This window comes from Pseudomonas sp. IT-347P (assembly GCF_949768005.1).
GTDB lineage: Bacteria > Pseudomonadota > Gammaproteobacteria > Pseudomonadales > Pseudomonadaceae > Aquipseudomonas.
In genome coordinates, this window is the sequence record NZ_CATKPQ010000022.1 from 585,984 (window position 1) to 611,406 (window position 25,423).

The following is a 25,423-nucleotide window of genomic DNA, read 5'->3' on the forward strand; positions in this document are numbered from 1 at the left end:
GCGTACGTTGAGCCGCTTTGCGGTCGTCGACGAACGCCGCTGTACAGCACGAGGAACAAGGGATGTTCGCGCCGGCCAATGAAACCCACTTTGCCCTGACCATCGAAGGGCTATCCGCCGATTTTCAGGTATTCACCCTGACCGGACGGGAAGCCATCAGCCAGCCTTTTGTCTTCGAGGTGGAGCTGGTCAGTGAGCAGCCGTCGCTGGACCTCGAAACCCTGCTGCACAAACCGGCCTTCCTGCAGCTGTCGCCCGACGGCAGCGGCATCCATGGCCAGATCTATCGCGCCGCGCAAGGCGATTCCGGCAAACGCCTGACCCGTTATTCGGTGACCCTGCGCCCGCAATTGTCGTACCTGGCGCATCGCGTCAATCAACGCATCTTCCAGAACCTCACGGTGCCGAAAATCATCGGCATGGTTCTCGAAGAGCACGGTATCCAGAGCAACGCCTACGAATTCAAGACCGGTTCGATTTATCCCGAGCGCGTCTATTGCGTGCAATACGATGAATCGGACCTGCATTTCATCCAGCGCCTGTGCGAGGAAGAAGGTATTCATTACCACTTCGAGCACACGGCGACGGCGCACAAACTGGTGTTCGGCGATGACCAGACGGTGTTCCCGAAACTCAAGCCAGTGGCCTATCAGCAAGACTCCGGCATGGTTGCCAGCGACCCGGTGATCAAGCGTTTCGACCTGCGTCTGGAAACCCGCACCAGCCGCACCACCCGCCGCGATTACGATTTCGAAAAACCGCGTATCACCCTCGAAAGCGAGCAGCGCGGCGACGCTCTGCCCGACCTCGAGGACTACGATTACCCGGGCCGCTTCATCGACCGCGAGCGCGGCAAACACCTGGCCAAACGCGCCCTCGAACGCCATCGCAGTGATTTCAAGCTGGCTGAAGGCAAGAGCGATCAGCCGTTGCTGGTCAGTGGCCATTTCCTCGCCCTCACCGCGCACCCGAAAGCCAAATGGAACGACCTCTGGTTGCTCACCGAAGTCCACCACGAAGGCAAGCAGCCGCAAGTCCTCGAAGAGTCGGTGACCAGCGACACCACCGCGCTGAAAGACGATTTCCACCAGGGCTACCGCAACCGCTTTCAGGCCACCCCGTGGGACGTGCCGAACCGCCCGCCCCTGCGCCACCCGAAACCACGCATCCTCGGCAGCCAGAGCGCCGTGGTCACCGGCCCGAAAGGTGAAGAGATCCATTGCGACGAGTACGGCCGCGTCAAAGTCCAGTTCCACTGGGACCGCGAAGGCCAGGCCGACGACAAAACCAGCTGCTGGCTACGCGTCTCCAGCGCCTGGGCCGGCGCCCAGTACGGCGGCATCGCCATCCCGCGCATCGGCATGGAAGTGCTGGTCACCTTCCTTGAAGGCGACCCCGATCAACCGCTGATCAGCGGCTGCCTGTACCACAAGGAAAACACCGTCCCCTATCCTCTGCCGGCGAACAAGACCCGCAGCACCTTCAAGACCCTGAGTTCCATGGGCGGTGGCGGCTACAACGAACTGCGCATCGAAGACAAAAAAGGTCAGGAACAGATCTACCTGCACGCCCAGCGCGACTGGGACGAAAACGTCGAGCACGACCAGAAAATCCGCGTCGGCAACGAACGCCACGACACCGTCGAGCAGAACAGCTACACAGAATTCAAGGCCGAAGAACACCACACCGTCTACGCCGACCGCAAAGTCGAAGCCCGCGCCAACGACCACCTCACCGTCGGCGTCAACCAGCACATCAAGATCGGCACCGGCCAGTTCATCGACGCCGGGCAAGAAATCCATCTGAGCAGCGGCATGAAAGTCGTGATGGAAGCCGGCGCCGAACTGACCCTGATCGGCGGTGGCAGCTTCATCAAGATCGACGCTGGTGGTGTCACGATGAGTGGGCCGGTGATCAACATGAACTCCGGGGGTAGCCCGGGCAGCGGCACCGGCGCCGCCCCACTGATGCCCGGTATCCTGAAACAGGCCGACGCCGACAAGGCCGGCCAGGTCCTGACCCCGGCCCAGATCAACACCCTCAAACGTAACGCGCCGTTCTGCGAAGAATGCGAAAAATGCAAGGCAGGTGCCTGTGCCATCTGATCGAATTACGCCCAAGGACTGGCTGGCGCAACAGCCGTTGCAGACTGGCGAACGCCTGTACCTGATCATCAGTGCAGCAAGCGATTCCGACGCGCTGAAAAACCTGTATCTCACCGAACCCACCGCCCAGCTCATCCCGATCTGGGGCGGCACGCCCTACTCCACTTGGCAACCGGTGATGCCGTATGTCACCGAACTCAAAGCCAATTCCGCGTTCCTGCCGTGGATCGCTGAAACCGATGCCCTCGACTGGGGATGGCTGGCGGTGTCGCGTTCCGAGCCGAATGAAGTGTTCGAGCACTTGCGCAGCCTGACGCAGGTGAAGATGCCGGACGGGACCGAGGTGTTTTTCCGGTTTTGGGATGGGCGGCATATCTACCCGATTCTGCACGGATTGGGGGAGAAGGCTGGGGAAGTGATGCCGATGTTTGAGCGGTATCTGATTAATGGGCAGTCGCTGGAGGTTGGGACACGGGTTGTGCCGAAGGTTAAGGATTGGCCGTGGTGGGAGGTGCCGAAGGATTTACTGGATGGATTGATGGCGGAGAATCCTTCGACCGTCATCGGCAACATGATGCAGTGGCTGCTGGACGAACATGCCGATCTGTACTTCTCGTTCCCCGAATCAAATCTGAAACAAAAAGTGGCGCGTTTCGTAAAGCGCACGCCGCTCACGGAAGAAAATTTTGCCGGGCTGCTGAAGGCCTACCTGGAAAAAGAGGTGGTGGTATGACCCCATTGGATACGATCGCTCATGTCACCGCTAAACAGCCTGACTTCAACAAGGTTATTGCCGAGTTCAAAAACTGCCTGAAGGATTACCGGTCCACAGCCAGATTCATACCTGGCCTGGAAATGGAGCAGCAATTTCAAGTCGGTGACGAGGTCAAAAAACCTGTTGCGACGGACAGCAAGACGAAACCAGTTTACTTCGCCACCTGTCCCGAGAATGGGAAATTAACGCTAATTCATAGTTTCGAATCGGCGCGTTTTGTGCCGATTGGCAACACTCCAGTGGTTCTGACTCCTGTCGACGCGAAGAACAATCCCGTCGCAGGGCAAGTTGTGCGTAAAACAATCGGCGCAACCGGGATTGAGGTCATTAGCGACCTGACACCTCGTCAGCTCTACCGAATTACCTTCTACCCCGACCTGACCGACGCACACAACGCTCGACTGTTCAAATCCTACGACGACGTCATCGGCGATCTGAGCAAGTGGTTGTCCTCGGAATGGACAACAACGTGCCTGCCATTGTGGAAAGAACATAATAATGCGTCGATCGCAGGTCGCCTTTGGCAACAGTTGCAATCCGAATGGGATGGTTTCTGGAAATTCGTCATGGGTATCTGGGGCGATATCAAGTCGCTGTTTCAGCTTGTTACCCATCCCCGTGAAAATTACGAAACTCTCAAGAAGTTTTTCACCGACGAGAATATCAAGAAGATCTACAACGCTTCGAAGGAAGCCCTCCATACCAGTTTTCTGATCGCCAGTGATGAGCCACTGTTATGGGTGTATGTCGCTGCCGTCTGGGCCTGGACGACGATGTTGCCACCGCAGACCCGCACAGATGTGCTGGCCAGGTTGAAGTCGGAGATACTCTATATCGTACTGGGGATTATTTTCACCGGGGGATTGGGTGTTGCATTACGTGCTGGTGCGAAAACGGTCAAGGGCACATTGCAGGCGCAAAAAGCGATCAGCCTGGTTGAGAAGGTCACTGCCAAACTCATCGAAATTAGCAGGATTCGCTCCAAAACCCATGCCGATGCTGCAGCCTCGTTGAGATTCCATGGAAGCGGGGTCGCGAACTCAGGCAAAAAGGCGGTGGCTAATGTCGCTGACCATACGCCAGCGCAAACGGCAACCGCTCCGAAGCGGTCCTCTCCTGCCACTGGGGGGAAAATTGAAAACGACGCGCAAATCCACGCACGAGACAAAACCCAGAACGAAACGCGTCTGGAACAGCAAGAGAACATCGATAACGCGCCAAAACAGTCCAAAAACCCGGCTGACGAACCCGCACAATGCGTCGGCAAAACCTGCTCCAACGGTGACCCCGTGTCCATGGTCACCGGTGAGGAACTGCTGACCCTCACCGATGGAGAGCTGGCCGGTCTGTTACCCCTGGAGTGGACCCGCCTCTACCGCAGCAGCGCCGTCGAAATCGACAATCGCATGGGACCGGGCTGGAGCCACTCACTGTCTCATCATTTGCAGATCGATGATGAAGGCGTGCTGTGGACAGACAATGAAAATCGCCAGACCCGCTTCCCGATGCCGACCGAACAACGTCCGGCCATCACCAACAGCCTCGCTCAAGCGGCGATTTTTCTGGGGGACACACCCGGTGAACTGATTCTCACGCAAGCCGGGGCAAAGCCGCGTTTCTATCATTTCCGTGCGAACCGTCTGACCACTATCAGCGATTCGTATGAAAACCAGGTGCACATCAGCTATGACCTGGTCGGGCGTATTCAACGCATCGACAATGGCGCCGGCCGCTCTTTACTGCTGCGCTATGACGATCGGCATATCGTTGCCGTGGATCAACAGCAACAACGTTCGGAATATGACGAGTCCGGTAAACGCCAGGATCCATGGCTTACCCTGAAGACGCTAGTCTCATACGCGTATAACGCTCAACATCAACTCGTTTCGGCAACTAACGCCGCGGGTGAAACCGAGCATTACCGGTACAACCAGCAGCACGTGATTCTTGAGCGGAAACTGGCCGGCGGCGCCAGTTTCTTCTGGGAATGGGAACGCGAAGGCAAACTGTCCCGCTGCGTCCGCCACTGGACAAACTACTCGCCATTGGAAACGCGATATGAGTGGGATGACAATGGCACGGTAACGGTTCACAACGGCGATGGCAGTGAACAAGTTTACGTGCACGACGAGCATGCGCGTCTGATCAGCGAAACCGCTCCGAACGGTGCAGAAACCCAAAAAGCCTACGACGACCAGGGCCGCTTGATCGCTGTAAAGGATCCGTTGGGCGCGGTCACCGAATACCAGTACAGCGATGCTGGTCGCTTGCTGGCCGTGATTCCTCCGGAAGACGAGCCAACGCTTTACAACTACTACAATGGCCAACTGATCGAGGTTAGACGAGGCAAAGGGCGTTGGCAGTACGACTACAATCCGCAAGGTGATATCACTCAGCAAATCGACCCGCAAGGTAATGAAACCCAATACAGCTATGACCGCCAAGGCCGCTTGCTGGAGATTCACCACCCTGATGGCAGCCGCCATCAATTAGGTTGGAACAACCTCGGCCAATTGCTCGAAGAACGTCTGCCGGACGGTGGCCAACGAAAGTACCGCTACGACGCCTTCGGCCGGCAAATTACCCGGCAAGACGAATTCAGCGCCATCACTCATTACCAATGGGATGCTGTTGATCGCCTGACTCAAGTCACCCTGCCCGGTGGCGGCACGCGCACCTTTACCTACAATCCTTATGGCCGGGTCACCGCCGAACGCGACGAACTCGGCCGTATCACCCGTTATGAATACGCTGACAACCTGCATCTGATCAGCCGTCGCATCAACTCGGACGGCAGCCAACTGCGCTATCGCTACGACAACGCAGGTCTGTTGCTCACTGAAATCGAGAACGAACGCGGCGAGCAATACCACCTCGACTACTACGCCAACGGCCTGATCCAGCAAGAAACTGGCTTCGACGGCCGCCGCACGGCGTATGAGTACGACCTCAACGGTCAGTTGCTGAAGAAAACCGAGTTCGGCGATGACGGCAGTGAACTGGTCAGCGAGTACCAGCGCGATGCCTCTGGCCGCCTGCTGGTGAAAACCCTGCCCGACGGCGAGGAAATCCACTACAGCTACGACGCCCTAGGTCGCTTGGTCAACGTCGACGACGGTAACTGGCCGCTTGCTTACGAATATGACGTGCAGGATCGGTTGATCGCTGAGCACCAAGGCTGGGGCACCACTTGGTACCAATACGACAGCGTCGGCCAATTGAGTCACTGCCGCCTGCCCGATGGCAGTACGCTCGATTACCGTCATCTGTCCGGCGGACGTCTGAGCAGCATTGATCTCAACGGTTCTCGCCTGACCTCTCACCAGTTCAGCGCCGGACGCGAACAACAGCGCCAGCAAGGATTGCTGCTTAGCCAATACCAGTACGACGAACAAGGCCGATTGCAGGCCCACAGCGTCAGCCAGCGAGACAAAAATCTGTTCCAGCGTCGCTACAACTACGACGCCAACGGCAACCTTGCCGGCGTCGACGACAGTCGTAAAGGCAACCGCAGCTATCACTACGATCCATTGAATCGGCTAATCAGCGTGCGCGGCGCGACACCGGAAAGCTTTGCGCATGACCCGGCGGGAAACCTGCTGGGTCAGAACAACGAAGGCACCGCCAACCTCGCCAACGTCAAAGGCAACCGCTTGCTCATGCAGGGCGACCGCCACTACGACTACGACGCTTACGGCAACCTGATCCGCGAACGTCGCGGCACCGGCCAGAAACTCGTCACCGAATACCGTTATGACTGCCAGCATCGCCTCATCGGCGTAAGCCTGCCAGGAGGCAGCACCGCGACTTACAAGTACGACGCCTTCGGCCGCCGTATCGAAAAAACCGTAGACGGCCATACCACCGAATTTCTGTGGCAAGGCGAACGATTAATCGCGGAAAGCGCCGAAAACCGCTACCGCAGCTATATCTATGAGCCCGGCAGCTTCCGCCCGTTGGCTATGCTCGACGGCGAAGGCCCGCGCAAAGCCACGCCGTTTTATTACCAACTCGACCACCTCGGCACACCACAGGAACTCACTGATTACAGCGGCGAGATCATGTGGTCGGCCAAATACCGAGCGTACGGTAACCTCGCTGCGCTTGACGTCAGCGAAATCGATAACCCGCTGCGCTTCCAGGGTCAGTACTTTGATGTCGAAACAGGCCTACACTACAACCGCCATCGCTATTACAATCCGAGCACGGGACGGTTTTTGACGCCGGACCCGATCAAGCTTGCGGGTGGCTTGAACAGCTACCAGTACGTGACTAACCCTACGGGTTGGGTAGACCCACTAGGTCATAGCGAGTGTCCAGGGGGAAAAAATGGTGATTCAGGATCATCGAAGAAGCCTGAGGAAACAACCAAAGTAAAAGAAGGGGCTCCCACTCCTCCGATCGCCGACAGAAAATTTAAGCCGGGAGAAGACGTACGTCACTTTGAGAAGCACGGCGACGAAATTGGACAAACCCTGGGGCACGACAATTACACTCTCGAACAATACGTAGCTGACGCAAACTCGGTTATTCGCAACGGGACGTTTGCGCCCGAACTGAACGCTTTTGTTGCAATTCCTGGAGGAGTAGGTAGCGCTAAGGGGTTGCTTGTGGGAGTCGACAGAGTTACGGGTGAGATTACTACGATGCACCTAAAGTCCGTATCATTTTTTGAAACTAAAGCTCCGAGCTTGGGATGGAAGGCACAACCGAAGTCGGTCAAGACAGATACGATTGGTTCAGATCCACATGTCGGCTGGAAATATCCATACGGCCTAAAACCATCAGAGTGACGACTGTGATTGTAAAAAATATAAAGTGGATATCTAAAGCCTCCGAAGAGGCCGAAGTTGAAATAAGCGATGGCGAGTTTACTTGCGTAGCCTTTTCCTATCCTTGTAGCTTAAATATCGGAGATGAAGTAAGTGAACCGCTGCATATTTTCTCGATGAAAAACGCAATGCGTTGCAAAGACCTTGCGAAAGTAGGGATTTGGAATATTCAAGAGCAAGGACTATCCAGAAAAATCATCGGCAAAGTATCAAACGCTTCAGAACAAATAGTAACCGTTGGAGAAATCGCCATGATTATTGATGACTATCTACCGGGCGGAATTATGACCGGAGACTTAATTGAATTTGAATGTGCGCGTATCGACCTCTGGTAAACCCATAAATGGAAGGCCCGGGGGGCACAGATTACGTTTTCTGGTTTTTTAGATGTAGTCTGCGCCTGAACAATCTCCATTTTGGAGATTTCTAAACGTGGTCTTTCCATGAGTAATCTCGGAGTAATCTATCTGAGCATGTAATCGGGGACAGGTCACATTTTCTTCGGCTGGAACAACCTCGGCCAGTTGCTGGAAGAACGCCTGCCCGATGGCGGCCAACGCAAGTATCGTTACGACGCGCTGGGTCGGCAGATCACCCGCCAGGAAGAATCCGGCGCCATTACCCAATACCAGTGGGATGCAGCCAATCGCCTCGCCCAAGTCACACTGCCGGGCGGTGCAACCCGTGCGTTTACCTATAACGCCTACGGTAATGTCACCGCTGAACGCGATGAACTCGGCCGCATAATTCGGTACGAATATGCGGAAAATCTGCATCTGGTCAGTCGCCGCATCAATCCCGACGGCAGCCAACTGCGCTATCGCTACGACAACTCGCGTCTGCTGCTGACTGAAATCGAAAACGAGCGCGGCGAGCAATATCACCTCGATTATTACGCCAACGGCCTGATCCAGCAGGAAACCGGTTTCGACGGTCGTCGTACGGCTTACGAGTATGACCTCAACGGCCAACTGCTGAAGAAAACCGAATTCGGCGACGATGGCAGCGAACTGGTCACTGAGTATCAGCGCGATGCTGCTGGTCGGCTGCTGGTGAAAACCCTGGCCGATGGCGAAGAAATCCACTACAGCTACGACGCCCTCGGTCGCCTCGTTAACGTCGACGACGGCCACTGGCCGCTCGCCTACAAATACGACCTGCAAGACCGCCTCATCGAAGAACACCAAGGCTGGGGCACCCTGCGCTATGAATACGACAGCGTTGGTCAGCTCAAACACTGCCGCCTCCCTGACGGCAGCAAACTCGATTACCGTCACCAACCCGGCGGGCAACTGAGCAGCATCGACCTCAACGGCTCACGCCTGACCTCTCACCAGTTCAGTGCTGGGCGCGAACAAAAACGTCAGCAAGGTTTGTTGCTCAGCCAATACCAGTACGACGAGCAAGGCCGCCTGCAAGCACACACCGTCGGCCAGCGAGACAAGAGCCTCTTCCAGCGTCGTTATAACTACGACGCCAATGGCAATCTCGCGGGTATCGATGACAGCCGCAAAGGCAACCGCAGCTACCACTACGACCCGCTCGATCGACTCATCAGCGTGCGCGGTGCTACTCCGGAAAGCTTCGCCCATGACCCGGCGGGCAACCTGCTGGGCCAAAGCAATGAAGGCACCGCAAACCTCGCCAACGTCAAAGGCAACCGCCTGCTGATGCAGGGTGACCGCCATTATGACTATGACGCCTACGGCAATCTGATCCGCGAACGGCGTGGTACGGGTCAGAAACTGGTCACCGAATACCGCTACGACTGTCAGCACCGCCTCGTCGGCGTCAGCCTGCCGGGTGGAAGCATCGCGAGCTACAAATACGACGCCTTTGGCCGCCGTATCGAAAAAACCGTCGACGGGCACACCACCGAGTTCCTCTGGCAAGGTGAACGCCTGATCGCAGAGGGCGCTGAAAACCGCTATCGCAGCTACATCTACGAACCGGGCAGCTTCCGTCCACTGGCGATGCTCGATGGCGAAGGCCCGCGCAAGGCTACGCCGTTTTACTATCAACTCGACCACCTCGGCACACCACAGGAATTAACCGACTACAGCGGCGAGATCATGTGGTCGGCGAAGTACCGAGCCTACGGTAATCTCGCCGCGCTGGACGTCAGCGAGATCGATAACCCGTTGCGGTTCCAGGGTCAGTATTTCGATGCGGAGACAGGGTTACATTACAACCGGCACCGCTACTACAATCCGGGAACTGGACGGTTTTTGACGCCGGATCCGATCAAGCTTGCGGGTGGTTTGAATAGCTACCAGTACGTGCCGAACCCTACGGGGTGGGTGGATCCGTTGGGTTTGAATGGATGCCCCCCAAATGGCGATGGCCAAGGAAACCCAACTGCGCCGACAGAAAATGCGCGAGTCGACACGAAAGAACCTTCGACACCAGACATCCCGTGGTCGAATGGTTCTGTAAAAAGGGCATCAGATGCGCTTGATCGCGGTGCTACCTCCGTCACCGTAAATAGCAGAGCAGAAGCGGAGGAGCTGTTTTTGGGGAAATATGTAGGTCAAGGATATAGAAACGCCGAAGAGTTCAACTCTGCGACTGCTAAAACACATTTTAGAAAAACGAAAGACCCCGAGAAATACTATCATTGGGATGACACTCCAGTTTCAGATATTAAAACTAGAAAGGTCACGATGGCAAATCACGACCCGAGCGACCCACATGGTGATCATCCACATTTGCAACTTCACCCTGTGAAAGGGGAAGTTATAAGAATCTATTGGCCAAACCAGTTTGAAGGACAAAAATGAGCACTCAAAAAACAATCCCTAGAAAAGTGTGGTGGGGCCTAGAGGCAAAATCATATACAGAGATTGCTCAAGAGCTCCCGACGCAGGAAGAGTCACTTCGAAAGTGGGTCGCAATATACGCTATTTATCATTTAAACTTCGAAGACAGACACCCTGGAGAGCTTTACTATAAATTCCTAGAAGATGCAAGGCATTCTAAATACGCTATTGTAGAGTTTACCCTTCCAATTCATATTCTTGAAACAAGAGATAGTGTTGGCGCAAACGACGCAACAATCACAGCATGGGAAACGTTTGAGACAGAGGAAGAAATAAATTCATTCCTTCATGAACACAATATAAACCCCGAACTTTTCACACCCCCATGGACTTGTGAGTATCCACTAGACTAAAACAAAAACGGGCGCAATCGGGGGGCAGGTTACGTTTTTTACTTTTTGGCAGAAACAAGATTAAATTAGTATAAATTCCAACTATACATAGTAAGCAATAAAACAGGGGACAAATTTATCTTCTACAAACTGAAAATAAATCTGTCCCCTTTTTTCCATTTTTTCCATGTCGGTTACCAAACGCTAGGTAAGCGTGGTACAGGTGGGACTGTTAGAGGACACATATTGCTAGAATCTGTGCCTGTATCACGCGCGAGAATTGGAGATCCTCAATGAACTACCTAGAAAAAGAAATCGATTCGGTATTATCAGAGCAGAACTTAGCGCATGAGAACGTACGCGAGAATAAACTATCTAAATTGATCATGAAGCTAACGGCATCATTTTTTTCTCCTGAAACAAAGGGCCTCGACCCTTTTTACTTGAGGAGCCCCCCCCAAAAAAAACACGATCCAGACTTCTGGAAAAAAGTAGACATTCTCGAAAATTTTGAAAACCCCTTACTAATAGTTCAGGACAGTAAGATTCACGCTTGGAAACTAGCAACCTCTGCAGATCTTAAAACGCTATTTTCCGAAACGACTGGATTCCCATTCTGGATAGTCGACGATAACTTCAAAGTGCTAATCTATATGGATGATCATGATTGCGTTCATACCAGCGATAGCACTCAATAAAAACAAATCGACTCTAGGCAACCGAAAGAAATAAAACAAGGACAGACCACGACTCCTTATTTTAAACGGGGAAAATCACAGTTTTTACATCCATAATCTGCCGTCGGGGAACTCACCTCTTTCTCGCTATTTAGCGTGATCCGTCCCTGAACAACATGAACACCAAGGTTTACGAAGAATATAACTACTGGCTTGGAGCAAATGAAGACTCAAATTGGAATGAGTACATTACTGAACAGGTAGCTCATGGAGTTTAAGGAAAATTTAACGCCATGGACTGGCAACAACTTAATGAATCAATTCTTTTAAAAGAGGAATACTGGCAAGAAAGAAGCGCTGCTGCTCTCGGAGAGTTGCGATCGCCCGAAACGATAGAGCTTTTAAAAAACTTCTTGACTCTACGTTCTCCGAGGTGGCAATCGCCGCAGCTTCCCAACCTGATTGAACTGAAGCAGTTATTGAGGAAAAATACTCTAATAAAATTCAGCGAATCATGAGTAGAAAACGGGACAGACCAAGGTTTCTTTTTTTGTATCTATAATCTGCCCTTTGGAAACTCTCCTCTTTCTCGCTATTTAACGTGGTCTGTCCCTGTAATGCCTGGTATTGGAAAGAGGAAGTAAATCAAAATGATAGTTGTGCTTGATGGATTGTCCATCTCATCTGAGCAAGAATTCCATAAGCGGATAGCGTCTGCTTTTTCTGTTACTCAATACTATGGAAATAATCTTAATGCGCTCTGGGATCTACTCAGCACCGATGTAGAGCGCCCAATTGAATTAATTTGGACAAACTCAAAACATTCAGAAGAACTAATGGACGACTCATATAGAGAAATATTAATTATTCTTGATCGAGTCAAAACTCAAGATGAAAACTTTGGACTGGATGAGAAATTTAGTTACCAACTGAAATAGTAAAGCTGTAAACGGGAACCAGACCACGTTTTATTTTGTCTGAAGGTGGTCTGTCCCTGAATAACATGAACAATTGAAAGGCCTACATTACGGAATCCTTTGGAGCTATCGATATCGACAATGCCGGCGGAGTTATGTCCTATATAAATATCCCTCCAACTGAAAACATTCAAAATAGCTTTCAACTCGAAATTTTTAATGTCGTTTTTAACCTAACAGACGAACCAGTAGTTTGTTCAATAAAACTACAGAACTCAAAATTTCTAGACAACATGGACGAGGACGGCTTCTTAATACTCAAGAAAGCAATCATTACATTTGAGAAGATGAAGGGTCATGAAAAACTAATACGCCTATTAAACCAAGATGAAGGTTACTTGACGCACGAGTTTTACGGCCCCAAATTAGCGAACGAAGATAAAATCTACGACGTCGGAGGGAGATCATTCTCAACACCACAGTTAATGATCAATCTTGCCATAATCTCACCAAAAAAAGTAACTATCGAGTTCACCCCTTCGAACCACACTTATATAGCAACATACGAAGAACTTCAGAACTCAGTAGAACTCTTAAATTTACAAGCAAATCGTGCCCAACCTTCAATTCAGGGAATATTCGACACAACCTACAGCAATATGCACACCGTTAGCGATTTTGATGCGGGTTATCGAGTATACAAACAATAGAACAATGGTAAGTGGGGGCAGTCCATATCTACCCTGAACAGCCAAAAGGGTTTTTCACTTCACCTAACAAATATTTAAAAATAGAAGTCCTAACGCGTAAACGTGACCAGGGACATTACGTTTCTTTTCCATAAAAAAAGACTAAAAAAGGGACAGATTTATTTTCTATGGGGTAACGATCCAAGCGTTCCACCCGGAGACAAAAAGTGAAAGTCACATGCAAAACAAACAAGATAGGCGAAAACTTCTCTACAGAAGCAGCATCAAGACTAAAGCGCTACATTTCAATTGGCGACGATGAACTGGAAATCGAAATTGGAAAAGAATATGTAGTCTATGGCATTGAGCTTTGGGATAACTGCCCCTGGCTTTACATTTGCACAGAGCCCTATGACGAATATCCAAAACCGTTTGCCCTGGATTTTTTTGAGATTTCCGACAAGAAACTTTCATCTCACTGGATTTTGAAATCCAAGGAGACTCACAACAATAAAAACAAAACTCAATTTGTTTTTCAAGAGTGGGCTGAAGACGACAGCTTTTATGAAAACCTAGTTAACGAAGATCAAACCTGCATAACTATATTCAACCGATACAAAAAACTCATTGATACAGAATAAGATCAAAAACGATATATGAGCCACCTTTTCACTTGGGAGCTCCGCGCAATAGGAGACAGGCTATATTTTCCGATTCGCACTTTAAACGTGGTCCGTCCCTGATTAATTACTTTAAGAAAGAATAATCATGAGAACTTTTTACATATGCGAGTCAGGAGTTAAGCTTTGCGAGCAACCCGAGTACACGCTTTCTCCTGACTTTGTGAGTTTTACACTTATCTCGGCGTCTTTGCAGGACATTTGGTCAAATTGGGAAAAAATCAGCCATTCTCTGGCGCAGGAATGGCCTACAACTATAAAGTGGCGGACTGTTGGCTACTCCCTGGAAGATCAAAAAACCCAAGAGATTCGTCTACGCAAGGACATTGAGTCTACTCTAGGCGCTAATGGAGTAATAAAGAAAAATGAAAATACAAAAATATACTCTTACTTAGATCCGACTGACACTCTTGAAAACAAATCTAGGCCAGACAAACTAACACAATACAGAAATACTTTTCTAATTCTAAAAAAAATCGAACCAGATAAATTCCTCCTATGGGACCAACTAAGTAAAGGTGACAAGGCCGTCACTTCAAAAAGCGTTTTTGATTTTATGACCATTGACAAAGAGACGCTTATCGCTCGATTTTTAGAAAGCGACACTCATTCAACCTTACAACTTATAGCGCCAGCAGAAAGCCTAAATAAACTCACATCACTACTTGAAAATCTAAAAATCGAGAAAATTAAACACACCGAACTCCCCCAAACAATAAACAACCTTTAACATTACGCAAGACAACGGCGTGAACGGGGACAGACCACGGTTTCTTTTTTGCATCTATAATCTACCCTCTAGAAACTCACCTCTTCCTCGCTATTTATAGTAGTCTGTCCCAGAATAACATTAGATCCCAAAACCCGGATCCCGTGTTTGATCCTACGACAGGTAAAACACAACAATATAAGTATGCAAGAATGACAGATAAAGCTGGCGAAAGTATTTTAAACAGTGAAGGGAAACCGATTCTTACAAGTGAATATCAATTTACGCGTGCTGACGGTTCAAAAGTAATCATTCAAGACCACTCAGCAGGACATCAATTCCACGAACCAGGCAACAAAGGCGACCAGACAGCTCACTTTCAATCTACGGCCAATTGAAAACCCAAGAACAGGCAAAGTACCTAGAGCTAAAGACCACTATTACTTTAAGGATAAAAAATGAAGTCTTGGAACGAACTAGATGGAAGCTTATTCTTTAATAAAGTTTTCACAACTCCAATCCCTATCGGAGAGGTTACGCTATTCTCCCTAAATATAGACAATAACAGACCAGTAATAATTCTCGAATTTGACATTACAGAGTATCCTGAAACGCCTCCCACCAAGTGGAAACAATCTGGTTTTAACACCTGCAGAATCGGTCTCAACTGCGGCAATATCCAAGGACTTCTAATAAAAAACATCCCCACAAAAAAAAATTTAACCATCACGATATCGAATGAAGGCGACAACTATAGAGTTCGCGCAAAAAATGATGAATCAATAATAGATTTCACAACAAAACATCCTTTGCTATGCGGCCCATCCGCCTATTTTAATTCACCAGAGTAGCGTTAAGAAGCCAACTACTCACGCATCGAAAACAACAAAAATTTGCTGACAGATACACGCTAGACATAATCCTGCGCCATTATCCAGTGTAATCGGGGGGCAGCCCCTGGCGCAGTCGGGGACATACCACGTTTTCTTTTCTAAGTTTTGAGTGACACTAACGATGTGGACATCTTCAATCTCAAATAAAAAACAGTGGACTTCTATTTTTGGTGAAGACCACTCTCCCGCCAGAGTGCACACTTCGTACGTCATACTTGATGGAAACTCTATTTGCTTGAAGTTATATAGCCAAGTGGAACATTCCGTCGCCCCTAAGAAATGGCGGGAACAAAATTACAATGAATACGAATTCCAACTTCACATAGTAAACGTAGAGAGCTTCAACGTGGAAAGCTTCAACTTAAGCGGCCCTACCAACATCATCATCACCCAAGATGGCTCAAATCAAAGAATCAAACTTGAATTTGGGAGTTCGTGCATAGCCACTTGCACTGCAAAAAGTAGTACCATTGCCAACATTAAGGCATACCATAACGACGGCGCAGTATAGCAGCAACTAGACACAACCCGAGCGGACCACGTTTTCTTTCTTAGAAGATGATAACTGAAAATAAATCCGCCCCCTTTTCTCGATGAAAAAGTGTTTGACCGTGGAGATTCAAGATATATTTTTATAGATCAGAAACCCCTATTAGCTACAACAATGGCGAGCTAACAAGCTGGGTTAGGATTGAACTTTCAAGAGCTGGCGAACCTGTCATACACAGCGTTGCAGCCTCACCTGAACAAGTTAAAAACTATATGGGCAATGTAAAATGAGACCCAAACTAAAGCACGAACTTCAACCAATTCGAGTGCCAAGCGGCTGGACAATAACAATCAACAATTTTTTTGAGGTTGAGTTGACTCCAGAAACTAATGACTGGTTCACCTGCTCAGTACTACTAGGGGGCGTAAGGCGTAGTACTGGGCACTGCTTCGATTCTAGAGTAGAACCAGAGGGAGACCCCGACGGAGAGTTTGTAACTGACTTCTTAAAAATCGAATATGATCACAAAGGAAAACCGGTTAAAAACTCCGAAGTTTTTCTCGGTGAATTCAGAACTAAAAGCAAAATTGAATTCATCAAGCAGATTGAATCATTCATGATCGAAGCATGAAATACAAATAGAAGAAAAAATAAAAACGCGAAAAAATAAAAATGGGACAGATTTATTTTCTACAAACTGAAAATAAATCCACCCCCCTTTTTTCTCCGCAGCGCCATTGAAAATTTTGATGATTGGAAAAAGCCTCAATGAAAACCACCTTTGAAACAGCCTTAGAACTTCATGAAATATTTGATTTCTTTAAAGGCAATGGGAAATATTTTGCCCGTGGCTCCGACTGGGGAGATCATCTCTTCATTAGCAACTGGCAGGAAATGTGCGGAGTTTTAAAACATCAAAAATCAGCACAACCTCTGCTGACAACTATATTTGAAAAATATATAGAGCACTTAAAAGAAGATTATTCAGATGCGGAAGGATTGCTTTCAAACATAAGCGCTTACTACACACTTAAAAGCAAAATCGAATTTCTGTCGGACAATAATTACGACTTGGTTGAGAGCCTTGACGAAAACAGCAAAAAAAACATAGGGAAGTTATTCCGTTTCCTTAGCCAGCAGTACGACATAAAAAACGAACTCTTGCCAAAATACAAATTTAATGATGAACTCAGGCGATTAAAACTCAAAGGCTGTCTAATTGACCTCGAACACCTTTGAGCAAGATATTTAATGTGACTACCTCATACCACCGTAAGCTCGATACTTGACCAACCCTCATGAATAAACATCAGATCACTCTAGCCAATGGATGGACAGCAACCTTTGATAACAACGGTGAATTCCGTATGGGAGCCGAAGGTTGGAGCTTGTCGTTGCAAGGGCCGGACGGCAGGAATATTCATTACTTCGCGGACCAGATCATTCTGGTCAATGATGACGACGGGACCCAGGCAAATTCATGCCTGCGTCTATCTACTGATGGTGTTTACGGTTATTTGAGTACAGCCGTTGATAGCTGCTGGGTGATCGATTTTTCGCGATGCATGATCGCTCCCCATCGGGTGAGCATCTATCACTACCATGACGCCTATGATGAAAGCGTTGCAGCTTTCGAGCAGCCGGCCTTCAAACGCGCGAGGCAATACATCAGCGTTGTTGGAAAGTACATTTATCTGACCTTCCCTCTAACCAAAGATGAGGACTTTCCCAAGGTATGGGAGGAGTACCTCTCGATACGCAGACGCCAGCTGGATGAGTTGTATTTCAAAAACTGATCAAAGGGCGACATCGTCAGCGAAGCGCTTTCACGCGCCCTACCCGATCAACTCGTCTGCCACCTCGTACTTAACCACCACCCGATTCCGATACAACCTAACCCTCTCCACCAATTCCCCATCCTGCCCCTTCTCCCGCACTTCCCGCCAAATCTCATTCTCCCGATACACCCGCGCACCCTCCCGCACAAACCGATGCGCCTCTTGAAACACGTGATAGCGATATTCCCTCACCTGATCACACAACAACTCGCCTTCGAGTTGTGACTCGCCGACGTTCAACTTCAGCTGAAAGCTCCGATCAGTGGGGTTGTGCAGCACCAGATCAACGTAGTTATAGAAAATCGCCGCCCCGGACCCGAACGGCAGCACCCGCCCTTCATCCGGAAACGGGTCGAAGCTGTGGTTGGAGCGCTCGACCACCACCAGCGGTGAATGAATTGCCATCCAGTGAATCAGGTTACTCAGTTGGCAAATTCCACCGCCTACCCCGCGTCGTGCCTCGCCGAAAGACAGTTCCATGCCTTCAACGTAGCCGCGCTTCAACGTCGGGCGGCCGACGAGGCGGCAGAAGGAGAAGTGTTCGCCGGGAGCGATGATGACGCCGTCGATGGTGGCGACGGCGAGTTTGAGGTTGATGACTTTGTTGTGTTGCAGGGCGAGGTCGGAGTCGCCGAGTTTGCGGATGAGTTTCGAGGTGTGTTTGAGGTAGCGAAATGGCAGGCGCTCAGCCATGGCGACGGGGCGTGCGTAGCGTTTGCTGGAACAGCGCCAGGCAATCTGGCGGAACAGTCTTTTTTGCCACACGCGCAGCCAGTACAGGGCCGGATGGTAGAGGGAAAGTGGTTTCATCCGTGACACAACGGCGGTCGCCGTTTCTTCCTTGAACCGTGAGAGGGCGCGCATTTTATCCGGTAATGACCGGCAGCACCCTATGCATTTCATAGAGAAACGGTCTCACTTCGACACACTCTGCCGGACGCCGCAATCCGCAAATTAAGGTTCGACTAAGGTTGCGCCGCTACGATCGCGGCCACGAAACCCTGTTGTCCTTGAATCGCAGATGAGTCCTTCTGACATGAAAGCGTTTGATTTACCAACCCAGCCAGCGTCGAACTTCAGCCTTGTCTTGGTAAATTACAAAACCCCGGACATCACCCGCATGTGTCTCGAGCTTTTGCGTGAGCACGTCCAGGAGCAACGCATTCCGGTGTGGGTGGTGGATAACGATTCGGCGGATGCCAGTCTCGATTACTTGCGCTCGCTCGACTGGATCAACTTGATCGAACGGGCTTCGCCGGGCAAGGAAGATGGCCATATTGCCCATGGCAAGGCACTGGATCTGGCGCTGGAAAAAGTCGAGACCGATTATCTGTTTCTGTTGCACACCGATACCTTTGTCTACGACAAAGCGGTGTTTGCCATGATGATGCGCGAGTGCACGAAAACACCGAACATGGCCGCAGTCGGTTGTGTCGAACAACTTAATCGTGGGGTCGTTCGTGACATCTGGCGTTTAACTTCGCGTTTCTGCAAGCACTATGTTCGTAAAGCAAAAGTGCGTCTGGGCCTGCGCTCGAAAATGCCAAGGCCGTACAACGAAACTCACTTGAAAAGTTTCTGTACATTGTGGAATGCACGTTTGATGAAGTCCCAGGGCCTGCACTTCTGCATGGATGAACAGGTGCCAGGTTACGCGCTGCAAGATCGGATGAGCAGCCTGGGCTATGGCATCAAGTTTCTCTCACCGCGCAAGATTTTCAGCTATCTGGATCACATCCAGGCAGGGACGGTTGCCGCAGCGGGCACCTACGGGAAAAATCACCGCAGGACAAAAATGTATCAGGCCACGCTGAAGCGCTTTCAGGGGCAACAAGACAACGCTGAGGCGCACGCTTCGGCTTGATTCACGGCAAACAAAAAGGGCGACTATGAAGTCGCCCTTTTTGTTTGCGGAAATTGTATACATCCACTCCGAAGAGGTGTTCGCCCAGTGTAATGGCCTGGCAATCCATGCACCGGTAAAGAGCCCTGACACTGGGCGAACGGAAGGGATTTTAATAGAAGTTGGCGCTTATGTCCTCATTCCTGAATATGAAATTTATGTACTGAAACGTTAATAGATATTTATCGACGATTCCTTTCATGAAACTTTCAAAAACTTCAAACCGAACTAATAACATGACTACTCTCATACAAAAACTGTACAAGAGCAGCCATCTTGTAGAGCTACAGCTCAACTTTCGTGTTGACTGGTCACTTTTAAGATATCGGTGTAAGTGACAATAACGCTCTGCCCTTCCTTCAGGTCTTTCAGCTTGGCTTGAATTTCAGGGTTTTTCACGTCGAGGATTTTGGATTGGCCTTGCGGGTTTTGCAGGGTCACCTGATTTGTCTTCAAATCAATTTTGGTGATTTTCAATTGCACCTGAACCTGACGGTACGCCTCGCCACCAGGGTTATCGCTGCCCGGAGCCTTACGTAACTCACCGGTACGCTCGGTCGTGCCAGGCAGACCTTTATCCACATCAGTGTCGAGGGAAGCGGCAACAGAACGCTGCACTTCGACTTTGACCAGATCGCCGACCTTCAGATTGGCGAGGTTTTTCGCCTTGTCGCTGAGCTGAACATGGACCTGACGACCTTCGGCGCCTTCGAGCACGACTTGATGGTTGGCGGGATCGACGGAGACCACTTTGGTGGTGACCTGATCCGCTTCGATGGTGGCGGACAGCGGAATATCGGCAGCCATGGCGCCGAAGCTGGAGACGGACAGTACGGTTGCGAGGGTGATGGCCTTGGCCAGTGCGTCGAGCTTCATATGCATTACTTTCCCTGTGATGAATGGCAGCGCCCGACGCCTAATCGACTTGCGCGGCGGACGTGCCAGTGAGCATAGACGCTGTTCAGGGCTTGGCTTTGGTTTGTGGCGAGGGGGTCTGTTGCTTTGCAGTGTCTTGCGCGGTGGATTCGCCACTGGGCGTGCCTTTGCCAGTGTTTTCACGCTGTTTCGGGTCGGTGGGGCGCAAGGCATCGTTGTCGCGTTCGGTTTCGCCCGCTGGACGGGGTTCGTCGGGGTGTTCGCCTTGGGTGATCGGCTTCATAGGTAGTCCTCAGGCTTCGGGGTCGTCGAGTTCACGGGTGACGTTGATGGAGGGGGAATCCTTGTGCAGATCGTCGGCTTTGGCGCGCAGGAGTTGCCATTGCCCCAGGTCGATGGCGCCCTGGCCGAGCAGATCGTCGGCGATGCGTTGCAGATCGAAGTAATGCGCGTCGGGGGATTGCTGCCAAAGGGTTTGGTCATTGAACAGGCGCTGCCAAGTGTTCATGTCTGGGGGTTGCAGGTCGTCGCTCATGGCAAATCCTCGACAGGTTTCTCTGTAGAGGACAGCACGGTAATCCGAGTTCAAACCAAATCTTTGTAGGATTTATGGAGACCTCTCAGTACCCGGTCATTTCCAGATAGCCCTGGCCGGGATGGCTGCCGCTGATGTGCACCGGGCCTTCCCAGTACGGAATGCGCAGATTCATCCAGGCGTTGGGGTTGAGCGCATCGAGAGTGATGGCGAGGTGTTTGTCGGGGATGCTGATCGACCATTTCACCGGCATCGCCCGGCCAGCGACTGTGGCGGTGTCTTGCGGGATGAGCTGGATCTGCGAGCTACTCAGGGTTTGCGTCTGGCCATCGGCGGCGATCCACGTGCCGGTAATATACGGCGCGCCGTCCTTCTGGCGCATGCGGTAAAGCATCACGTGTTCGCCACTGTCCAGGTGCAGGGAAAACCAGTCCCAGCCAGTCTGATTGGCGGTCAACGGCTGGCTGCTCCATTCGCGGTCGAGCCATGCCGGGCCGCTGACGGTGTAGGTCTGGCCGTCGATCTGCAACGTGCCGCTGGCCTGAAAAAAAGGTTGGCTGTAGTAATACGACGCCTGACCCTCCTCGGATTTCTGGCTGAAACCCTTGTCCCCCTGCAACACCAATGGACGGCTGGAAGTGAGGTGCAGTTGGTAGGCGAAGTCCTTGTCACGCGCGCTGAGTTGCATATCGCTCAAGGGATCCTGCGCCTGACTGGCAAACCGCCAATCATCGATCCACGCTTCGAACGGCGCCAACCGCACACCCGCCTGCCCCACCCCACCTCGGGCGTAACGTTCGGCGGCGTGATGCACCGTACTGGACGTCACCGCCGCGTGCCCCAGCCAGATCGTCTGATCAGCCCAACCCGTCTGCTCCGCCACCGGTTTCAGCGCACTGCGAAACAGGGTCCACTGCACGCCGAACTCGTTGCCCTGCTGATCCTTGAGATTGGCAGTGACATACCACCACTCGATGCGGAAACCGGCATGGGCAGCATGATCTGCCGGGAAACTGAACACCCTTCCCGACACCACCGGCGTAAACGCCAACGCCTGATCGCCCATCCCGGCGAAGCCCTTCTGCTCAGGCGCTGACTGATCACACCCACCGAGCAGCAACAAAACCATGAGCACCACGAAGTTAATCCTCATGGGCAAACGTCCTCAAAAGGTCCGCTGGTTGCGTGCGATATAGCGAATACAGCGGCCATGCCGAAGCCAATAACGTCGCCAGCAATGCCAACCCCATGAGTTGCAGCAATTGCCACGGAAACACCCGCAACGGCAGCCGCCAGCCAAACGCCTGCACATTGATCACCGCGTCCAGGCACCACGCCAGTGCGATTCCCAGCGGTAACGCCAACAGCAATGTCAGCACGGCCAGCAGCCAGGTCTGACCGAGATTGAGCAGCATCAATTGCCGCCGCGTTACGCCCAACGCCCACAGCGGTGCGAGTTGGCCGAGGCGACTCTGGCTTTGCGTCAGCAGGCTGATGAACAGTGCCACGCCCGCCACCGCCAGGGTCAGGCTATTCAACGCCGCCGTCGCCGCAAAGGTGCGTTCGAAAACCTGCACCGACCAGCCCTTGAGCCGCGCCTGATCGACGATGCGGCTGTCTTCCAGTTGAAAGCGCGTCTGCAAGGTGTTCAACAAGGTCGGGATGTTGTGCGGCTCGATGCGCAGATTGAAGCGGTTCGGCGTCAGTTGTGGCCAGCCGCGCAGCAAGTGGTGGATGTTGACAAGCAAGTGGCCCTTGGGATTGCCGTAGTCGGCGTATATGCCAACGATGCGCGGCGACCATGGGCCGTTGGGGGTCGCAATCGCCACGTGTTCCCCCACGTGCAATTTCAGGCGCCGGGCGAATTGCTCGCTGAGCATCACCGCATCATCCGTGGCCAGATGCGCCCATGGGTCGCCGCTGATCGCATCGAGCAGCGGCCAGTGCTGGCGATAGTGCGCGTGATCGATGATGCCGAACACCTCCGCCGGCCAACCCTGCAACGTCACCGCGACCTGCCAGTTGGGCAGAATCGCCGCGATATTCGGTTGCTGCTTGAGCCAGCTGTACATTTCCCGAGACTGTGCCGGATTGCTCGGGTTGATATACAACTCAGCGCTCAGGCGTTGTTCGAGCCAGTCATCGAAGGTCTGGCGAAAACCGGCAGTCATGCTGCCGGCGCCGATGTTGGCAGCGAGCGCCAACAGCAACGCCATCAGCGCCAGGCTCAGTGCCGGCAATTGCTGACGGCAATCGGCGAGAAACCACTGACCCAGCACCGAACGGCTGCGCCCGAGCAACTGATTCAACAACGCGCTGAGCAACACCGGCAAAGCCAATGCGGCGCCAATCAACAATCCGGCCATCAGCACAAAACCGCTGGCGAGACTGTCACCCCAGATCAACGCCAGCAACGCAAGCAAACCCAGCAGCACCGCCAGCCAACCCTGCCGGCGCAACCAGCGCGCATATTGCTGATGCCAGGCTTGCGGATCCGCCACGGCCAACAACGGTAAACGGGCGGCGCGCAACAGACTGTTGGCGCCGGCGAGCAAGGCGCCGAGCAGGCTCAAGCCGATACCGCTGAACCACCACCAGGGGCTGAGGCGCAACTGCCCCGCCACCTCCGCGCCATACAAACCGCGCAGGCTGGCGGCGACATCCGGCAGCAAGACACTTGCCAGCCAATAGCCGCTGATCACGCCGAACAATCCGCCGATCAGCGCCAGCACACCCAGTTCAACGACCAAGCACAAGATCAACATCCGCGCGCTGACCCCACAGGCGCGCAACGTACGCAGCAGACCTCGGCGTTGTTCCAGCGCAAGTCCGATGGCGGCGTGGACAATGAACAAGCCGACCACGAATGACAAAAAACCCAGCGCATCGAGATTCAGATGAAAGCTCTCGGTCAGTCGCGCCAGATTGTTTTCCTCGCCGCTGCTTTTGAGCTGCAACTGGCCTTTGAACTCGGCGGGCAACTCGGCGTGGAAATCCTTGGGCAGCAACAGCCGTGATAATTGTCCCGGTTGTTCAAGCAGGGTTTGCGCGACGCCGATGTCCACCAGCAAGACGCCGGGCGCCATGTCCTTTTGCGCAAGCAACGGCGGCAATCGCAGACCATTGGCCGTTTGCGGCGTGTCGCCTTCGCGCAGATCCAGCGCCTGCAAGGTTTCCAGAGAAATCCAGGTACTGCCCGGCGGCGTGAAGAACTCGACAACACGCTCAATCGCCAGCGCCTGTCCGGCCACTGCGGAATCGGCCGGCAATGACACCGGCTCGATGCCCATCAGTTGCAGGCGCTGATTTTCATGGCCCTTGAGCAGCAACCGGCCCTGCAGCAGCGGTGACACGGGCCAGCCTTGTCGGCGCAGATCAACGAACCATTGCTGCGGGAAGGTTGCACCGTTCGGCGTGCTGAGACTGGCTTGCGGTTCGCCGCCGATCAACTGGCTGGCCCGCGCATAGCTGTCACGCGCCTGACTGTTCAACGCCTCAACGCCAGTGAGCAGACTGGTCGCCAGCCACAAACCGGTCAGCACGCTGAAGAACTGCACCGGATGTCGCCGCCAATGGCTGAGCAGCGCACGCAGGGTCTGACGGAAAACGCTCACGTCAGCCGCCCGCTGGACAACACCACTCGCTGCGCCAGGCGCGCCGCCACCCGCGGGCTGTGGGTCACCATCAATAAGGTGGTCGGTGTGTCATCGAGCAATTCCAGCAACAAGCGCAGTACTTCATCACTGGTCGCTTCATCGAGGCTGCCGGTGGGTTCATCGGCCAGCAACAATTTTGGTTGCGAGGCCAATGCCCGGCCCAATGCGACCCGCTGCTGCTGGCCACCGGAAAGTTGCTCGGGATAACGCTTGAGCAAATCGCCCAGACCCAGACGCTGCACCAGATGCGCCTGCCAGCGCGGCTCATGGCGCCCGGCCAAACGTGCCTGAAAGGCCAGATTGTCCTCGACGCGCAAACTGCCGATCAGGTTGAACTGCTGGAACACCAGGCCGATTTCCGTCCGCCGCCAGTTCGCCAGTTGCGCCTCGTTCATCCCTTCCAATCGATGCTCGCCGCTGCGAATGCTGCCGCTGTCGACGTGGTCGAGACCGGCCACCAGGTGCAGCAACGTGCTTTTGCCACTGCCGGATTCGCCCATCAGCGCCAGGCTGCTGCCGGATTCCAGCGTCAGGTCGACGCCTTGCAGCACCGGCAAGGCGCCTTGCGGGGTGAAATAGCTTTTGAAGACGTTTTCAACACGAAGCATGCCGCCACCTGATCGGTCAGTGTGGGGCAAGGATAGCGGATGGCGATGACAGACTTGAATCTTGCGTTGAAGCAAATGACCCCATCGCT

24 protein-coding genes and 1 pseudogene are annotated in these 25,423 nt (G+C 52.4%); 18 read left to right on the plus strand and 7 right to left on the minus strand.

Features of this window, described 5'->3' with window-relative positions:
• The first annotated feature begins 62 nt into the window (after nt 1-62).
• The 17 genes and pseudogenes from tssI (at nt 63) to ACM6IV_RS11510 (ending at nt 17,714) form a co-directional block, all read left to right on the plus strand.
• Nucleotides 63-2,105 (plus strand): type VI secretion system tip protein TssI/VgrG, encoded by a 2,043-nt coding sequence (tssI, locus tag ACM6IV_RS11430; protein WP_414870055.1) that lies wholly within the window; start codon nt 63-65, stop codon nt 2,103-2,105.
• The gene (locus ACM6IV_RS11435) at nt 2,095-2,838 is read left to right on the plus strand and encodes a DUF4123 domain-containing protein (RefSeq protein ID WP_414870056.1); all 744 of its coding nucleotides are present in this window, start codon (nt 2,095-2,097) and stop codon (nt 2,836-2,838) included. Before tssI ends, ACM6IV_RS11435 begins: the two co-directional genes overlap by 11 nt.
• On the plus strand, nt 2,835-7,673 hold the full coding sequence (locus ACM6IV_RS11440) for an RHS repeat-associated core domain-containing protein (protein WP_414870057.1): 4,839 nt from the start codon (nt 2,835-2,837) through the stop codon (nt 7,671-7,673). Before ACM6IV_RS11435 ends, ACM6IV_RS11440 begins: the two co-directional genes overlap by 4 nt.
• Nucleotides 7,674-7,678: 5 nt before the next feature.
• A complete protein-coding gene (locus tag ACM6IV_RS11445; protein WP_414870058.1) occupies nt 7,679-8,047 on the plus strand; it encodes a hypothetical protein in 369 nt (122 codons plus the stop codon).
• A 168-nt stretch (nt 8,048-8,215) separates the two neighbouring features.
• Nucleotides 8,216-10,043 (plus strand): annotated as a pseudogene (locus ACM6IV_RS11450) (RHS repeat-associated core domain-containing protein); the annotation flags it as partial.
• 445 nt (nt 10,044-10,488) lie between these two features.
• Nucleotides 10,489-10,884 carry a hypothetical protein gene (locus ACM6IV_RS11455; RefSeq protein ID WP_414870059.1) on the plus strand — a complete coding sequence of 132 codons (396 nt, stop codon included), beginning with the start codon at nt 10,489-10,491 and terminating at the stop codon, nt 10,882-10,884.
• A gap of 141 nt (nt 10,885-11,025) precedes the next feature.
• Nucleotides 11,026-11,160 (plus strand): polymorphic toxin type 47 domain-containing protein, encoded by a 135-nt coding sequence (locus ACM6IV_RS11460; protein ID WP_414870261.1) that lies wholly within the window; start codon nt 11,026-11,028, stop codon nt 11,158-11,160.
• Nucleotides 11,157-11,561, plus strand: a complete 405-nt coding sequence (locus ACM6IV_RS11465) for a hypothetical protein (protein ID WP_414870060.1) — start codon at nt 11,157-11,159, stop codon at nt 11,559-11,561. The genes ACM6IV_RS11460 and ACM6IV_RS11465 overlap by 4 nt, the downstream gene beginning before the upstream one ends.
• Before the next feature lie 272 nt (nt 11,562-11,833).
• Entirely contained in the window at nt 11,834-12,058 is a 225-nt protein-coding gene (locus ACM6IV_RS11470; protein WP_414870061.1) for a hypothetical protein, read from the plus strand.
• Nucleotides 12,059-12,190: 132 nt separating this feature from the next.
• Nucleotides 12,191-12,478, plus strand: coding sequence for a barstar family protein (locus ACM6IV_RS11475; RefSeq protein ID WP_414870062.1), 288 nt, complete (start codon nt 12,191-12,193; stop codon nt 12,476-12,478).
• Nucleotides 12,479-13,373: 895 nt separating this feature from the next.
• A complete protein-coding gene (locus tag ACM6IV_RS11480) occupies nt 13,374-13,787 on the plus strand; it encodes a hypothetical protein (protein WP_414870063.1) in 414 nt (137 codons plus the stop codon).
• Nucleotides 13,788-13,914: 127 nt separating this feature from the next.
• Nucleotides 13,915-14,556 carry a hypothetical protein gene (locus ACM6IV_RS11485; protein WP_414870064.1) on the plus strand — a complete coding sequence of 214 codons (642 nt, stop codon included), beginning with the start codon at nt 13,915-13,917 and terminating at the stop codon, nt 14,554-14,556.
• Nucleotides 14,557-14,699: 143 nt separating this feature from the next.
• The gene (locus ACM6IV_RS11490) at nt 14,700-14,933 is read left to right on the plus strand and encodes an HNH/endonuclease VII fold putative polymorphic toxin (RefSeq protein WP_414870065.1); all 234 of its coding nucleotides are present in this window, start codon (nt 14,700-14,702) and stop codon (nt 14,931-14,933) included.
• Nucleotides 14,934-14,993: 60 nt separating this feature from the next.
• Nucleotides 14,994-15,386 carry an Imm50 family immunity protein gene (locus ACM6IV_RS11495; RefSeq protein WP_414870066.1) on the plus strand — a complete coding sequence of 131 codons (393 nt, stop codon included), beginning with the start codon at nt 14,994-14,996 and terminating at the stop codon, nt 15,384-15,386.
• Between the two features lie 163 nt (nt 15,387-15,549).
• A complete protein-coding gene (locus ACM6IV_RS11500) occupies nt 15,550-15,939 on the plus strand; it encodes an Imm50 family immunity protein (RefSeq protein ID WP_414870067.1) in 390 nt (129 codons plus the stop codon).
• A gap of 747 nt (nt 15,940-16,686) precedes the next feature.
• Nucleotides 16,687-17,157: a hypothetical protein gene (locus tag ACM6IV_RS11505; protein WP_414870068.1), complete on the plus strand. Its 471-nt coding sequence runs from the start codon at nt 16,687-16,689 to the stop codon at nt 17,155-17,157.
• Nucleotides 17,158-17,216: 59 nt separating this feature from the next.
• On the plus strand, nt 17,217-17,714 hold the full coding sequence (locus tag ACM6IV_RS11510; RefSeq protein ID WP_414870069.1) for a hypothetical protein: 498 nt from the start codon (nt 17,217-17,219) through the stop codon (nt 17,712-17,714).
• 39 nt (nt 17,715-17,753) lie between these two features.
• Here the strand turns inward: ACM6IV_RS11510 and ACM6IV_RS11515 are convergent, their stop codons facing one another.
• Entirely contained in the window at nt 17,754-18,566 is an 813-nt protein-coding gene (locus ACM6IV_RS11515; RefSeq protein ID WP_414870070.1) for a VanW family protein, read from the minus strand.
• A gap of 226 nt (nt 18,567-18,792) precedes the next feature.
• Between ACM6IV_RS11515 and ACM6IV_RS11520 the strand changes: the two genes are divergently transcribed.
• A complete protein-coding gene (locus tag ACM6IV_RS11520) occupies nt 18,793-19,620 on the plus strand; it encodes a glycosyltransferase family 2 protein (RefSeq protein ID WP_414870071.1) in 828 nt (275 codons plus the stop codon).
• A 330-nt stretch (nt 19,621-19,950) separates the two neighbouring features.
• Here ACM6IV_RS11520 and ACM6IV_RS11525 read toward each other — a convergent pair whose 3' ends face one another.
• From ACM6IV_RS11525 to ACM6IV_RS11550, 6 genes are all read right to left on the minus strand, one after another.
• Complete coding sequence (locus tag ACM6IV_RS11525; protein WP_414870072.1) at nt 19,951-20,535, minus strand: hypothetical protein; 585 nt, start codon at nt 20,533-20,535, stop codon at nt 19,951-19,953.
• Nucleotides 20,536-20,620: 85 nt separating this feature from the next.
• Nucleotides 20,621-20,818 (minus strand): hypothetical protein, encoded by a 198-nt coding sequence (locus ACM6IV_RS11530; protein ID WP_414870073.1) that lies wholly within the window; start codon nt 20,816-20,818, stop codon nt 20,621-20,623.
• A gap of 9 nt (nt 20,819-20,827) precedes the next feature.
• Complete coding sequence (locus ACM6IV_RS11535; RefSeq protein ID WP_414870074.1) at nt 20,828-21,070, minus strand: hypothetical protein; 243 nt, start codon at nt 21,068-21,070, stop codon at nt 20,828-20,830.
• An 85-nt stretch (nt 21,071-21,155) separates the two neighbouring features.
• The gene (locus ACM6IV_RS11540; RefSeq protein WP_414870075.1) at nt 21,156-22,223 is read right to left on the minus strand and encodes a lipocalin-like domain-containing protein; all 1,068 of its coding nucleotides are present in this window, start codon (nt 22,221-22,223) and stop codon (nt 21,156-21,158) included.
• Nucleotides 22,213-24,684, minus strand: coding sequence for an FtsX-like permease family protein (locus ACM6IV_RS11545; protein WP_414870076.1), 2,472 nt, complete (start codon nt 24,682-24,684; stop codon nt 22,213-22,215). The genes ACM6IV_RS11540 and ACM6IV_RS11545 overlap by 11 nt, the downstream gene beginning before the upstream one ends.
• The gene (locus ACM6IV_RS11550) at nt 24,681-25,334 is read right to left on the minus strand and encodes an ABC transporter ATP-binding protein (protein WP_414870077.1); all 654 of its coding nucleotides are present in this window, start codon (nt 25,332-25,334) and stop codon (nt 24,681-24,683) included. The genes ACM6IV_RS11545 and ACM6IV_RS11550 overlap by 4 nt, the downstream gene beginning before the upstream one ends.
• Nucleotides 25,335-25,423: the final 89 nt, after the last annotated feature.